The organism is Polaribacter sp. SA4-10 (assembly GCF_002163835.1).
Taxonomy (GTDB): Bacteria; Bacteroidota; Bacteroidia; order Flavobacteriales; family Flavobacteriaceae; genus Polaribacter.
In genome coordinates, this window is sequence record NZ_CP019331.1 from 507,914 (window position 1) to 523,369 (window position 15,456).

Sequence of the window (15,456 nt, forward strand, 5' to 3'; positions counted from 1 at the left end):
TTTATTAAAATTATTTAGTATTTTATTTTATGTAAATATGAAGATTAATAGAGACAATCTACAGCGTGAAAATCGTATTACTACAGCTTTATTATTAGCAGCAGGAACAGGTAGTAGGCTTTTACCACTTACAAATGATTCTCCTAAATGTTTAACACTTGTAAATGAAGTTTCAATATTAGATAGACTTCTTGAAAACTTAGTATTACAAGGAATCAAAAAATTAGTTATAGTTACAGGTCATTTAAGTAGTTCTATAAGAGATTTTCTTGGAGATTCCTGCAAAGGTATTTCTGTAGAATATGTTCATAGTAAGCTTTATAAAACAACAAATAATATTTATTCTCTTTGGATGGCGAGAGAAATAATGAAAGAACCATTTATTCTTATAGAAAGTGATCTTGTTTTTGATGTTTCTCTTTTAATAGAAATGATGTACCCAGATAGAATGGCAGTTGCAGAAATAAAAGACTGGATGAACGGAACTACTGTAATTATTAATAATGATAAAAAAGTTATAGGTTTTAAAAAAGACACAACGTTTTGTAAAGAGAATATCAAATACAAAACGGTTAATATATATAGTTTTTCTCTAGCTTCCTGGAACCTTATTACAGAAAGATTAGATGCACATATTAAGCAAGAAAAAGTAAATGGATATTATGAAACTGTTTTTTCTGAATTAGTAGAGGAAGATCTTCTTTTGTTAGAAGCTGTTTCTTTTGATCATAAAGCATGGTATGAAATAGATACTTTACAAGATTTAATTGAAGCGATGAAGTTATTTCCTGAAAAAGAATTTCATGAAGAAGTTACAACAATACCATCTACTTATGCAATTGTATAATAAAGTGCTAAAAAATTAAGATATTGGTAATTTGATAGACATTAATACAACTTTGTTGCTTGGTTAAAAGACGCTTACAGGAAGAAATTAAATCCTTTTTCATGAGTGAAATTTGATTTAGACTCCAAAAAAATGTCTAGTTACCTATCAAAAGAGTAGTATTTTAACGGAAAAACTAAAAGTGAAAATATTTTCACTTTTTTTTTTGCTTTTGTTTTTTATATTAAAAAATAATTTACATTTGACTAACTTATTTAAGTCAAATGTTACGTTTTTCTTATTTCGGAAGTAACTCTCAATCGGAGAATGATAGTTACATGGCATTTTGGAAATGCAACGAAAAAATTAAGGTATCTCCATTTTCAATTCTTCAAGAATTGCATCTTTTCTCAAAGTTGCATGTTGTTTACTTACAAATATTACAGTGATAAAAACTCTTTTCTAGAGTTATAATTTCTATCCTAAAACATTGATATTGTTTTAGTTTGGACAGATTTATCATACAGTTAATTTAAAAATAAAAGTGAACACAAAATACAGAGATTTAGTAGAACAAACGTTCGATTTTCCTCAAGAAGAATTTAGAACAGAAAATAATAAACTTTTTTGGCATGGTATAAACTTAATGGAATTAATAGAACAATATGGTTCTCCATTAAAATTTACCTATTTACCAAAAATATCTGAAAACATAAACAAAGCAAAAGGTTGGTTTAAAAATAGTATCGAAAAACACAATTATAAAGGTGATTATTTTTATAGTTATTGTACCAAAAGCTCTCATTTTAAACATGTTTTACATGAAGCTTTAAAGAACGATATTCATATAGAAACATCTTCTGCTTTTGATTTAGATATTGTTAAAAACCTAAAAAAAGAAGGCAAAATAAAAGAGAATACTTTTATAATTTGTAACGGTTTCAAACGCGATCAATACATTAAAAATATTGGGGAACTAATTAATTCTGGACATCAAAATTGTATTCCAATTATTGATAATTATGAAGAGTTAAATCTGTTGATGAATGAAACGGATAAAAAATTTAATGCTGGTATCAGAATCGCTTCTGAAGAAGAGCCTAAATTTGAGTTTTACACTTCTAGATTAGGAATTGGATATAAAAATATTGTCTCTTTTTATGAACGTGAAATTGCTGATAATAAACAAGTTGATCTAAAAATGTTACACTTTTTTATTAATACAGGTATAAAAGACAATGCCTATTATTGGAACGAATTATCAAAATGTATTACTGTATATATCAACCTAAAAAAGGCTTGTCCAACATTAGACAGCTTAAATATTGGAGGGGGATTTCCTATTAAAAATTCATTAGCATTTGAGTATGATTATCAATATATGATTGATGAAATTATAAATCAAATCAATGAAGCTTGTAAAGAAGCTGGTGTAGATGTACCAAATATATTTACAGAATTTGGAAGCTTTACTGTTGGTGAATCTGCTGGCGCAATTTATGAAGTTTTATATCAGAAAAAACAAAACGATAGAGAGCGTTGGAACATGATAAACTCTTCATTTATAACAACATTACCAGATTCTTGGGCAATAAATAAACGTTTTATTATGTTGCCAATTAATAAATGGAATCATAAATATGAACGTGTTTTATTAGGCGGTTTAACTTGTGATAGCGATGATTATTACAATTCAGAACAACATATAAATGCAATTTATTTACCTATTTATGAAAAAGAAAAACCATTATATATTGGTTTTTTTAACACAGGTGCTTATCAAGAATCTATTGGAGGTTTTGGAGGATTACAACATTGTTTAATTCCACATCCAAAACATCTTTTAATAGACAAAGATGAAAACGGTAATATCACTACTAAAATATTTAAAGAGCAACAAAAAAGCAGCGAATTACTTTCCATTTTAGGGTATGGAGAAGCGGTAAAAGAAGAAACAAATACAGTAGAATTAACAAAACAAGAAGTGTTATAGCACATCAAAAAATAAAATGACAACAAATAAAACATACGCAGGAATTTCACAAGAATATGGAAACCTACCAACATCAAAAATAGTATTAATACCTGTTCCTTATGACGGAACAAGTACTTGGAAAAAAGGTGCGGATAAAGGGCCACAAGCTTTTTTAGAGGCTTCAGAAAATATGGAGCTTTATGATATAGAAACAGACTCTGAAGTGTATAAAGAAGGTGTGTATTTAGCAGATGCAATTACAGAAAATTCTTCGCCAGAAGCCATGGTAGAAGCTGTTCATAAAGAAACTAAAAAATACATTAATAGAAGTAAGTTTGTTACCGTTTTTGGTGGGGAACATTCAGTTTCTATAGGTACTATTAGAGCTTTTAATGAATGTTTTAATAATATATCTGTGTTACATATAGATGCGCATGCAGATTTAAGAAAAGAGTATGAAGGTTCTTCTTGCAATCATGCTTGTGCAGTGTATGAAGCGAATCTGAATACTAATTTAGTACAAGTTGGTATTAGAAGTATGGATATTTCTGAGAAAAGAGTTATGAATCCTGATAAAGTATTTTTTGCACAAGATATGGCTGTAAACGAAGATTGGATGGATGATGTTTTAGATCAACTTACTGGAAATGTTTTTATTACGTTTGATTTAGATGCCTTAGATCCATCAATTATGCCAAGCACAGGAACTCCAGAACCAGGAGGCTTATTATATTATGAAACATTAGAGTTCTTAAAAAAAGTATTTACAGAACGTAATGTTGTAGGTTTTGATATGGTTGAGCTTTGCCCTAATCCAGAAGAAAAATCTTCAGATTTTTTAGCAGCAAAATTATATTACAAAATGTTAAGTTATAAATTTTCTTCAAAAATGGAGGATAAAGAAGATTATGAGGAGTCTAATACTGCATTTAGTAAATTATCAAAATTTAAAGATGATAATAATGAAGATTATTAATTACTGATGAAAATAGAAAACATAGAAAATATAGAATTACAGTATTTAACAATTCATGATTATCAAGAGTTAAAACAAGCAATGATTGAGGTGTATTCTAATATGCAAAATACATATTGGGAAGAATCTCAAATAGAAGCATTAATCAATAAATTTCCTGAAGGACAAGTTGTTATAAAAATTAATAACCAACTCGCAGGATGTGCTTTGTCTTTAATAGTTGATTATGATAAGTTTGATGACCATCATACTTATAAAGAGATTACAGGAGATTATACCTTTAGCACACACAGCAGTGTTGGTGATGTTTTATATGGAATAGATGTTTTTATAAAACCTGAATTTAGAGGTTTACGTTTAGGACGGAGGTTGTATGATTATAGAAAAGAATTATGTGAAAAATTGAATTTAAGAGGAATTGCCTTTGGAGGTAGAATTCCTAATTATCACAAACATTCAGATTTAATTTCACCTAAAGAATATATAGAAAAGGTAAAGCGTAAAGAAATTCAGGACCCTGTATTAAATTTTCAAATCTCTAATGATTTTCATCCATCAAAAGTGATGAAAGGCTATATAGAAGGAGATGCAGATTCTAATGACTTTGCCGTTTTATTGGAATGGGACAACGTTTATTATAAGAAAGAAACAGTAAAAGCAGTTATAAAGAAAAAAGTTGTTCGTCTAGGTTTAATACAATGGCAAATGCGTTTGTACAAAGATTTAGAAGAATTAATGCAGCAAGCAGAATATTTTGTGGATGCAGTTTCTGCTTATAGATCTGATTTTGCCTTGTTTCCAGAGTTTTTTAATGCGCCTTTAATGGCAGATAATAATCATCTTCCAGAATCTGAGGCAATTAGAGAATTGGCAAAATATACCGCTATAATTGTTCAGAAATTTTCTGAGTTGGCAATTACCTATAACATTAATATTATAACGGGTAGCATGCCAGAATTAAAAGAGGGTTTGTTATACAATGTTGGTTATTTATGCAGACGAGACGGAACTACAGACAGATATGAAAAACTGCATGTAACGCCAGATGAAGCAAAAGTTTGGGGAATGCAAGGAGGAAATGAGTTAAAAACTTTTGATACTGATTGTGGTAAAATTGGCGTTTTAATTTGTTATGATTCAGAGTTTCCTGAATTAAGTAGAATCTTGGCAGAAGAAGGAATGGATATTTTGTTTATCCCGTTTTTAACGGATACACAAAACGGATACTCTAGAGTTAGACATTGTGCACAAGCAAGAGCTATAGAAAATGAATGTTATGTTGCCATTGCTGGAAGTGTAGGTAATTTACCAAAAGTAAATAATATGGACATTCAGTTTGCACAATCTATAGTGTTTACACCGTGTGATTTTTCATTTCCTGCAAATGGTATAAAAGCAGAAGCAACTACAAATACAGAAATGATTTTAATTGCTGATGTAGATTTAGACTTACTAAAAGATTTAAATCAATTTGGAAGTGTACGTAACTTAAAAGATAGAAGAATAGATCTTTTTGAATTAAAAAAGATTAAAAAATAAGTGTTAAAAATGAACAAACCAATTACCAATTTTATAGAAAAATATTTCCTTCACTTTAATGCCGCTAGTTTAGTAGATGCAGCAAAAGGATATGAAGTACAATTAAATAAAGGATCTAAAATGTTAGTTTCTCTAGCAGGTGCTATGAGTACTGCTGAATTAGGGAAAATTTTTGCTGAAATGATTCGTCAAGATAAAGTGCATATTATTTCTTGTACAGGTGCAAATTTAGAAGAAGATGTTATGAATTTAGTGGCACATTCTCACTACAAACGTGTTCCTAATTATAGAGATTTAACGCCTCAAGACGAATGGGATTTATTAGAAAAAGGCTTAAATAGAGTTACAGATACGTGCATACCAGAAGAAGAAGCATTTAGACGTTTGCAAAAACATATTGTAAAAATATGGAAAGATGCAGAAGCGAATAACGAGCGTTTTTTACCGCATGAATACATGTACAAATTATTACTTTCTGGCGTTTTAGAAGAGTATTATGAAATTGATTTAAAAGATTCTTGGATGTATGCTGCTGCAGAAAAAAACCTACCAATGGTTGTTCCAGGTTGGGAAGATTCTACAATGGGTAACATTTTTGCTTCTTATGTTTTAAAAGGCGAATTGAAAGCAAGTACTGTAAAATCTGGAATTGAATACATGACTTTTTTAGCAGACTGGTATACAGATAATTCAGAAAACGGAATTGGCTTTTTCCAAATAGGAGGTGGGATTGCAGGAGATTTCCCTATCTGTGTAGTACCAATGTTATACCAAGATATGGAAAGACCAGAAACACCTTTTTGGAGTTATTTCTGTCAGATTTCTGACTCTACAACCAGTTATGGTTCCTATTCTGGAGCAGTACCAAATGAAAAAATTACTTGGGGTAAGTTAGATATAGATACCCCTAAGTTTATTATAGAAAGTGATGCAACGATTGTTGCTCCATTACTATTTGCTTATTTATTAGAAATGTAAATGATGAATGTCATTCCGAAATGAGTTTTTTTTAACGATTGAGGATCTAAAAAAGAGTGCTCTTTGTTGATTTTTCACTCTTTTGAAATGACATTTAATAAAAACACAAAAAATGAAAAGAGTAATCGTAGAGTACGCAAAATTGACAACTGATATATTAGATATGTTGGTAGATAAATATCCTGATGGATATGATTATAGCGATATTATTTCCTTTAAAAATGCCAAAGGAGAAACTATAAAAGCGGTAGAAGTTAAAACTGAAGATACGGTGTATTTAGTTAAAATTAGTTTTAAGTTAGAACAAGTTATGGAAGATTATGCAGAAGATGAAGCTTCTTTTGATGACAATGCTGATTTTGATGTTAATGATTTAGAAGCTGAGGATAATGATAAATAAACGCCTTTTCTAAAATAAAAAAATCTCTTTTCTTAACTGAAAAGAGATTTTTTTTAAGCTTTTCCAACGGTTATTTTAATTTCTTTCCGCAACGCTATTAAGCCAAAAATAGGACCTAAAGCCAAAATCACATAAATACTATTTGAATCTGTCAATTCTTTTATTCCATTAATTAATTGAATACTGATTATCGTTATTAAAAAACCAATGCTATTCACAATTGTAAGTGCAGTCCCTTTTATTTCTGCAGATGCATTTTGAGCGATTAGGGTTGAGAAAAGAGGTGAGTCCATAATAACAACGAATCCCCAAAAAATAAGAAAACCAATAAATAAATTTTCAAATTCAATAGCAAAGATCAATGGAGAAATGAGACAACAACCACAGGATAAGAGTAGCGCTAAGAAAGCTATTCTTTTGGCACCTACTATTTGTGCAAGATAGCCACCAAGAACGCAAGAAAATCCTCCGATACCGATAATAATAAATGATAATAATGGAATATTAAATTCTACTTGAGGATGTTGAATACTATATGCTTTTAGCATGATAGGTACAAATACCCAAAATGCATACAACTCCCACATATGACCAAAATAACCGAAAGCGGCAGCACGAAAATTGTAATTTTTAAATACGCTAAAAAATGCGGATAGATCTGTGCGTTTACTAGGTTTTCTGAAGGGACCATCAGGAACCATAATTACCATTAATAAGCCACCAAAAACGGCTAGGGATGAAGTTGTAATCAGTACATATTTCCATGGAAATGTATTTGTTATTTCCTTTAATAAATGTGGAAATGCAGTACCAACCACCAATGCACCAACTAAAAAGCCAAGTGATTTACCAAGACCTTTTTCATAATAATCTGCAGCTATTTTCATTCCAACCGGGTAAATACCAGCAAGAAAAAAACCGGTAAAAAAACGTAGTGAAAGTATACTGGCAAAACTGTTGCCTTCCCATATTATGCCAACATTAAACAACGAGCCGAGTATCGCACTGATTAAAAATACTTTTGATGGAGAAAATCTGTCAGCAATTGTCAAAATAGCGAAGATTAGAGTCCCTAAAATAAATCCAAATTGTACTGCTGAAGTTAAGTGTCCTAAAGAATTACTGTTTAGGTCAAAATTTAATACAAGATCATTCATTACACCATTACCAGCAAACCAAAGTGATGTACAACAAAACTGAGAGATTACAATTACAGGTAGTATCAACGTATACTTTTTCATTTATAGTTTTATTCAATGCTGATTGATGTCAAATTTAGTATTTATATTCATCAGGTTAAAATTTAATAAAACTCACCCATTTTATTTTTTCTTACATTATTGTTCGCAATAGAAATTAATCAGTTTTCTTACTTGAATGAATTGTACCCAATGTTAACACTTATATGACGTCCATTTTAATTAAAACTACGAGTATCTATTGAAGTTAATTCTTTTTAATTTTTCAACATGTAGACAACCAGTTTTTATAAGATTTTTGCGGTTGCAAAAGCAACGGTTTTTCAGACGTATAAAATCGATTATTCAATGTTTGGAAGCATATATTTTAAACTTAGTTAATTATTTTTACTTACAATTATTGTCCCAACAATAGCACCAATAATGCCACCAACAACAGAGCTAGATATCGCGATCATTAAAGTAATAATAGAGCCTTTAGATTGTAAAGTTTGTCCATATTCCCATCCTCCCCATAATCCAAGTAAACATCCTGCTATAATTAAGCCTAAAAGCGAAAATATATTTTTAACAACTCCAATAGTAGCCTTGGATTTATCTTGATTAGAATCGATATTAGCTGTATCTAAATCAGATTCTAATTTTTTTTTATTTGGAATTGTAATCCAGAGGATACTATAAATGATAAATCCGATGACGAAAAATAAGGATAAAATTAACCAAAGAATACGTACTAATAATACTGAAACATCAAAATTATCTGCTAAACCTGAGCAAACACCACCAAAGACTTTTTTATTGGTACTTCTATAAAACTTTTTATTTGAATTGTATTTTTTTTGTTTTAAATCTAAATCAGATTTATTGTTCGATATTAATTCAATATCATCTTTGTTTTGGTTATTCATTTAAGGTTTTGTTTTATTAAGTACAAATTAAGACAATTATGCTTCATTTTAATAAGGAATGAATCTCAGCACAAGTAACTTATAATCGGCGTTAGCCAAGTTAGCTTTTTTTTTAGAAATAAAATATAGCGCATAAGCAACTCTTTATTAACTAAAAAAGCTTCACAGTTTTGTGAAGCTTTTTATATATTATTTTAATTTTACTGAAACAGGTTCATTATAAGTTAAAGAATGATAATGTTATTCTTTTGCAGGTAAAATTTTACCAACACATTCTCCAAAACCGATTCTTACTTTTTCATTTTTACAATGAGCACGCATAATTACAGTATCGTTATCGTTTATAAATTTACGTTCTGTACCATCTTTTAACTTTATTGGGTTTTGTCCCCGCCAAGTAAGTTCTAACATAGAACCATAACTATCTTTTGTTGGTCCAGAAATTGTTCCACTTCCCATCATATCTCCAGCTTCAACAGGGCAACCATTAACAGTATGATGTGCTAATTGTTGTGCCATTGTCCAATACATATATTTAAAGTTAGAATTTGCAACTACAGTTTCTTCGCCATTTTCTGGTTTAATCCCCACTTGTAATTTAATATCATAACTTCCTTTTCCTTCTTGTTTTAAATAAGGTAAAGGTTCGTGAACTTGTTTTGGATTATCAACTCTAAAAGGCTCTAAAGCATCTAAAGTTACAATCCAAGGAGAAATAGTAGAAGCAAAGCTCTTTCCTAAAAATGGGCCTAAAGGCACATATTCCCAACCTTGAATATCTCTTGCAGACCAATCGTTAAATTGAACCAATCCAAAAATATACTCTTCTGCTTCTTTAATAGGAATTCTTTCTCCTAAAACATTTGCATCTGTAGTTATAAATGCCATTTCTAGCTCAAAATCTAATAATTTGCTTGGTCCAAAATTTGGAGTAGTAGCACCTTCAGAAGGTTTTGTTTGTCCATAAGGTCTTCTAACTGGTGTTCCAGAAGGAATAATAGAAGAACTTCTACCATGATAACCTATAGGAATGTGTAACCAATTTGGCAATAACGCATTTTCTGGATCTCTAAATAATGAACCTACATTTGTAGCGTGTTCTTTACTTGCATAAAAATCTGTATAATCACCAATGGAAACAGGTAAAAGCATTTCTACTTCATCAACTCTAAAGATTATGTTTTCTTTATGCTTTGCATTGTTACGTAATTTTCCATTATTTGCATCAAAAACATCTGCAATTCTATTTCTTACTAATCGCCATGTTTTTCTACCATCAGCAATAAAATCATTTAAATTGTCTTGCAAAAAAATATCGTCTGTAAGAGGAATGCCTTCAAAATAGCCTAATTGATGGAAAGCACCTAAATCTATTGCAAAATCGCCAATTCTACTACCAATTGTAATAATATCATCTCTAGTAATAAAAACACCAAAGGGAATGTTTTGTATAGGAAAATCTGAGTCTTCATTAACTTTTAACCAAGATTTTCTATTCGGATCATTAGCTGTAATTATCATTCTATTTTATTTTAATATTCATCAAACCTACACATTTTTTTTTCATTTCAAAATAAAAAAATCAAGAAAAATATAATTTTAACATCACTTTTTTCTTAATAATACAATTCTAACTTGAATCTTTAAAATATTGTTAAAACTTGTTTTTTCAGAAACTGATTTTTGTTACTTTTGTTTTTTATAAAAAACAACAAAATGCAACTAGATAATCAAATTTTTGACCTTATAGAGGAAGAAAAAGAAAGACAACTTAATGGTTTAGAGTTAATTGCTTCAGAAAACTTTGTAAGTGATCAAGTAATGAGAGCTCAAGGTTCTATTTTAACAAATAAATATGCGGAAGGATATCCTGGTAAAAGATATTATGGAGGATGTGAAATTGTTGATATTGTTGAACAAATAGCTATTGATAGAGCAAAAGAATTATTTGGTGCAGAATATGTAAATGTTCAGCCTCATTCTGGTTCTCAAGCAAACACAGCTGTATTTGCTGCTTGTTTAAATCCTGGAGATACAGTTTTAGGTTTCGATTTATCTCATGGAGGACACTTAACGCACGGTTCTCCTGTAAATTTTTCAGGTAAATTATACAATCCTGTTTTTTATGGAGTTGTTAAAGAAACGGGAAGAATTGATTATAATCATGTAGCGCAGCAAGCTAAAGAGCACAAGCCAAAATTAATTATTGCGGGTGCTTCTGCATATTCTAGAGATATAGATTTTGAAAAATTTAGAGAAATTGCAGATAGTGTTGGAGCAATTTTAATGGCAGATATTTCTCATCCTGCTGGTTTAATTGCGAAAGGAATTTTAAATGATCCTTTACCTCATTGTCATATTGTTACTTCAACTACGCATAAAACGTTACGTGGACCAAGAGGTGGAATTATTATGATTGGAAAAGATTTTGACAATCCTTTTGGACAAAAATTAAAGAATGGAAATCTTAAAAAGATGTCTACTTTAATTAACTCTTCTGTCTTCCCTGGAAATCAAGGAGGCCCTTTAGAGCATGTTATTGCTGCTAAAGCAATTGCTTTTGGAGAAGCGTTAACAGATGAGTTTTTAGATTATCAAATACAAGTAAAAGAAAATGCAGCAGCAATGGCTAAAGCATTTTTAGCTAGAGGTTATGATATTATTTCTGGAGGAACAGATAACCACTGTATGTTAATTGATTTACGTAATAAAAATATTTCTGGAAAAGATGCAGAAATCACATTAGGTAAAGCAGATATTACAGTAAATAAAAACATGGTTCCTTTTGATGATAAATCTCCATTTGTTACTTCTGGTATTCGTGTAGGAACTGCTGCAATTACAACACGTGGTTTAAAAGAAGAAGACATGGAACAAGTAGTTGCTTTTATTGATGAAGCAATTATGAATGCAGATAAGGAAACAGTTTTAGAAAATATATCAGAACAAGTATCAGAAATGATGCGTTATAGAAGATTGTTTGTAATGTAAGCAACCTTTATAAGGTTATTTTTAAAAAGCATCAAGTTAATACTTGATGCTTTTTTTATGCGAAAATTATTCTTGTAGTATGATTTGTGATAGTTAAAAGCGTTTTTTTTCGTATTTATCTAATTGTCAATATTTAAACTATGGGTTCTCTCAATATGTAATAGCAATAAATTTACTAAAAGAGCGTAAAAATTTTGTCGGTTATCTATTAAATGATAGTGAGAAATTTAGTTTATGATGAACAATAATTTGTTCGGAAAAGACATTATAACGAATTAGGAGCCCAAAAATAATTATGTGTTTTAGATAAGAATAATAAACCCTATTTTACAAAAAGAAACAAAAAAATAATCAGTTTTGTTTCATTAATCTTCATTTTTGGCTCTTTCTATAATATTTTCTGGTAAAGATTTTTTTGCTTTTGCACCCATTTTCTTTAACTTTTCTACACTTGTAATAAGGTTTCCTTTTCCTTCAACAAGTTTATTCATTGCTAAATTATAATCTGTTTTTGAAGCGTCAATTTTTTTACCAACTCCTATTAAGTCAGCTAAAAGACCATGAAACTTATCATACAAAGCACCTGCTTGTCTAGCAATTTCAATTGCATTTTTTTGTTGTTTCTCGTTATTCCACATGGTATCTATTGTACGTAAAGTAGCCAAAAGGGTAGAAGGTGTAACAATTACAATGTTTTTCTCAAAAGCTTTATTATACAAACTATTATCTGTATTAATTGCTACAGCAAATGCAGGTTCAATAGGTATAAATAGCAATACAAAATCTGGAGATTCTATTTTATAAATATCTTCATATTTCTTTTCACTTAATTGCTCTACATGACGTCTTAAAGAAGCTATATGTTCTTTCAGAAAACGTTCTTTTAAAATAGCATCATCTGCATTTACAAATTGCTCATAAGCAGTTAAAGAAACTTTAGAATCTACAATCATTTTTTTGTTGTCTGGCAAATGAATTACAACATCTGGCAAAACACGTTTACCTTCATCATTTGTAAAACTTTGTTGCACAAAATACTCTCTATCTTTCTCTAAGCCAGACTTTTCTAAAACTCTTTCTAAAACTAATTCACCCCAATTACCTTGTGTCTTACTATCTCCTTTTAAGGCTTTTGTTAGGTTGATAGTTTCTTTACTCATTTGGATGTTCAACTCTTTTAATCCAATAATTTGCTGACGTAAAGCGGCATGGTAATCAATACTTTCTTTATGTGTTTTATCTACTTTATCTTCAAAAACCTTAATTTTTTCTTGTAGAGGATTTAAAATAGTATTCATGTTTACTTTATTCTGCTCTGTAAATTTGCTAGATTTTTCATCTAGAATTTTGTTGGCTAAATTTTCAAATTCTTTTGTAAATTTTTCTTGTAATTTTTCAACTTCACCTTTATTTTCCTCCAACTTTAGTTGCAAATTTTTTAAATCTGAATCTTGCCTGGTATTTACATTACTAAGCTGTTCTTTTTCTTGTTGAATAGATTTTAGCTCTCTTTGTAATTCTATAATGTTATTATCGGCAATTTCTTTAGATTGAAGCAATAAAGAACTGCGTTCTTCTAAAGTAGCTTTTTCTTTTTCTGAATTTAATTTAGTAAGCAACTTGCCTATAAATAAGCCAATTACACCAAATAAAATGGCAATAAGTAAGTAAATAATCAAATCGTTCATCATATCAAATTATAAGTCCTTAAATTTATCACTTTTAAAACACAACATGAAGAGAATTTCAAGATTTATATTATTTACAATTTTAGGATGGAAATTAACACAAGACTTCCCTAAAGATGTAAAAAAATACATTGTTGTTGTTGCACCACATACAAGTTGGATCGATTTTCCAATAGCAATTTTAGCTCGATTGAGTTCCGGAATTATGATTAATTTTATAGGAAAGGATTCACTTTTTAAAGGCCCTTTTGGTTTTTTCTTTAGAGCTTTAGGTGGTACACCAGTAGACAGAAGTAAGAGTAATAACTTGGTAGATGCAATTGTAGAGATATTTAATTCTAAAGAAGAATTTAGGTTAGGATTGTCTCCAGAAGGAACAAGAAAAAAAGTAGATGAATGGAAAACAGGGTTTTACTACATAGCAAAAGGAGCAAATGTACCTATTGTTTTGGCTACTTTAGATTTTGAAAATAAAGAAATAAGAGCTTCTAGACCTTATTATATTACAGAGGATAAAGAAGCTGATTTTGAGGTATTTTACTCATTTTTTAAAGGCGTTAAAGGAAGAAATCCTGAATTATTTTAAACTTTGACTATAACTTTCACTAAAAATGCTTAAATTTATAGTAATAAGCAGACTTGATGAATAGAGATTAGGGGCTTTATTAGCAAAGAGTTTATAAATAGCATATGCTATGATATTAAGTCTCCAGTTTACTGGAGACTTTTTTTTTTACTTAAATTTTTTTGATATTTTTTCTGCAATTCCTACAATAACGGCTGTTGCTTTTATCATAGATTCTACAGGAACATATTCAAAACGACCATGAAAATTATGTCCGCCTGCAAAAATATTTGGACAAGGTAAACCTTTGTATGAAAGCTGAGAACCATCTGTTCCTCCTCGAATAGGTTTAATTAAAGGAACAATCCCAATATCTTTCATTACTTCTTCCGCAATATCTACAATATGCATTACAGGAACAACTTTTTCCTTCATATTAAAATATTGATCTTTAATTTCTACAGCGATTATGTCTTGTTTTAAACGCTTATTAAAATCAACTGCAATTTTTTGCATTAAAGTTTTTCTTTTTTCAAATAACTCTAAATCATGATCTCTTATTATATATTGCAAAACTGTTTTCTCTACATTTCCATTCATGTCATGTAAATGAAAAAAACCTTCATAATCTGTAGTTTTTTCAGGAACTTCATTTGCAGGAAGTGCATCAATAAAATCGTTAGCAATTAACATAGAATTTATCATTTTTCCTTTTGCATAACCAGGATGAACAATTTTACCAGTTATCGTAACCTTTGCCCCAGCAGCATTAAAATTTTCATATTCTAATTCTCCAATTTGGCTTCCATCCATTGTATATGCCCATTCTGCGCCAAACTTTTTAACATCAAATAAATGTGCTCCTTTACCAACTTCTTCATCGGGTGTAAAACAAATTCTAATTTTTCCGTGTTTAATTTCTGGATGATTAATTAGGTATTCCAAAGCAGAAACAATTTCTGTAATTCCTGCTTTATCATCTGCTCCTAAAAGTGTTGTTCCATCAGTTGTTATTATAGTTTGACCTTTATATTGTAGTAAGTCATCAAAATAATCTGGAGATAAAACAATATTTTTATCTTTATTTAAAACAATATCTTTTCCATCATAATTATGATGAATTTGTGGTTTTACATTTTTTCCTGTAAAATCTGGACTCGTATCAATATGAGAAACAAAGCCAATAGTTGGCACTTCATAGTCTAAATTACTTGGTAAAGTTGCCATTACATAACAGTTTTCATCTAAATCTACATCTTGTAAACCAATATGGTTTAATTCTTCAACTAAAACCTTTGCTAAATCCCACTGTTTTTCTGTACTTGGAAAAGCAGGGTTTTCAGGGTCTGACTCTGTGTCTATAGTTACGTATTTTATAAATCTGTTTATAATATGTTCTTTATCAATCATT

Annotated in this window: 13 protein-coding genes; 8 read left to right on the top strand and 5 right to left on the bottom strand. The window is 29.7% G+C overall.

The annotated features are described in order from the left end of the window. The first annotated feature begins 37 nt into the window (after positions 1-37). The 6 genes from BTO04_RS02285 to BTO04_RS02310 all read left to right on the top strand — a co-directional run bounded on the left by BTO04_RS02285 (position 38) and on the right by BTO04_RS02310 (position 6,694). A complete protein-coding gene (locus tag BTO04_RS02285; protein ID WP_087562955.1) occupies positions 38-847 on the top strand; it encodes a sugar phosphate nucleotidyltransferase in 810 nt (269 codons plus the stop codon). Positions 848-1,370: 523 nt separating this feature from the next. Then, a complete protein-coding gene (locus BTO04_RS02290) occupies positions 1,371-2,819 on the top strand; it encodes an arginine decarboxylase (protein WP_087562956.1) in 1,449 nt (482 codons plus the stop codon). Positions 2,820-2,835: 16 nt separating this feature from the next. Further along, on the top strand, positions 2,836-3,777 hold the full coding sequence (gene speB / locus BTO04_RS02295) for an agmatinase (protein WP_087562957.1): 942 nt from the start codon (positions 2,836-2,838) through the stop codon (positions 3,775-3,777). Positions 3,778-3,783: 6 nt separating this feature from the next. Continuing rightward, positions 3,784-5,316: a carbon-nitrogen hydrolase family protein gene (locus tag BTO04_RS02300; RefSeq protein ID WP_087562958.1), complete on the top strand. Its 1,533-nt coding sequence runs from the start codon at positions 3,784-3,786 to the stop codon at positions 5,314-5,316. A gap of 9 nt (positions 5,317-5,325) precedes the next feature. Beyond that, positions 5,326-6,294 (top strand): deoxyhypusine synthase family protein, encoded by a 969-nt coding sequence (locus tag BTO04_RS02305; protein WP_087562959.1) that lies wholly within the window; start codon positions 5,326-5,328, stop codon positions 6,292-6,294. Positions 6,295-6,406: 112 nt separating this feature from the next. After that, positions 6,407-6,694, top strand: a complete 288-nt coding sequence (locus BTO04_RS02310; protein ID WP_087562960.1) for a hypothetical protein — start codon at positions 6,407-6,409, stop codon at positions 6,692-6,694. A gap of 53 nt (positions 6,695-6,747) precedes the next feature. Here the strand turns inward: BTO04_RS02310 and BTO04_RS02315 are convergent, their stop codons facing one another. From BTO04_RS02315 to fahA, 3 genes are all read right to left on the bottom strand, one after another. Beyond that, complete coding sequence (locus BTO04_RS02315) at positions 6,748-7,935, bottom strand: nitrate/nitrite transporter (protein ID WP_087562961.1); 1,188 nt, start codon at positions 7,933-7,935, stop codon at positions 6,748-6,750. 335 nt (positions 7,936-8,270) lie between these two features. Then, positions 8,271-8,801, bottom strand: coding sequence for a PspC domain-containing protein (locus BTO04_RS02320; protein WP_087562962.1), 531 nt, complete (start codon positions 8,799-8,801; stop codon positions 8,271-8,273). Between the two features lie 240 nt (positions 8,802-9,041). Next, positions 9,042-10,322 carry a fumarylacetoacetase gene (gene fahA / locus BTO04_RS02325; RefSeq protein WP_087562963.1) on the bottom strand — a complete coding sequence of 427 codons (1,281 nt, stop codon included), beginning with the start codon at positions 10,320-10,322 and terminating at the stop codon, positions 9,042-9,044. 195 nt (positions 10,323-10,517) lie between these two features. Here fahA and glyA point away from each other — a divergent pair, with 195 nt between their 5' ends. Then, on the top strand, positions 10,518-11,792 hold the full coding sequence (gene glyA / locus BTO04_RS02330) for a serine hydroxymethyltransferase (RefSeq protein WP_087562964.1): 1,275 nt from the start codon (positions 10,518-10,520) through the stop codon (positions 11,790-11,792). Between the two features lie 365 nt (positions 11,793-12,157). Here glyA and rmuC read toward each other — a convergent pair whose 3' ends face one another. Beyond that, positions 12,158-13,480, bottom strand: a complete 1,323-nt coding sequence (rmuC, locus tag BTO04_RS02335; RefSeq protein WP_087562965.1) for a DNA recombination protein RmuC — start codon at positions 13,478-13,480, stop codon at positions 12,158-12,160. A gap of 46 nt (positions 13,481-13,526) precedes the next feature. Between rmuC and BTO04_RS02340 the strand changes: the two genes are divergently transcribed. Continuing rightward, positions 13,527-14,066, top strand: a complete 540-nt coding sequence (locus BTO04_RS02340; protein WP_087562966.1) for a 1-acyl-sn-glycerol-3-phosphate acyltransferase — start codon at positions 13,527-13,529, stop codon at positions 14,064-14,066. Between the two features lie 147 nt (positions 14,067-14,213). Here BTO04_RS02340 and pepT read toward each other — a convergent pair whose 3' ends face one another. Then, positions 14,214-15,455: a peptidase T gene (gene pepT, locus BTO04_RS02345; RefSeq protein ID WP_087562967.1), complete on the bottom strand. Its 1,242-nt coding sequence runs from the start codon at positions 15,453-15,455 to the stop codon at positions 14,214-14,216. Position 15,456 lies beyond the last annotated feature (1 nt).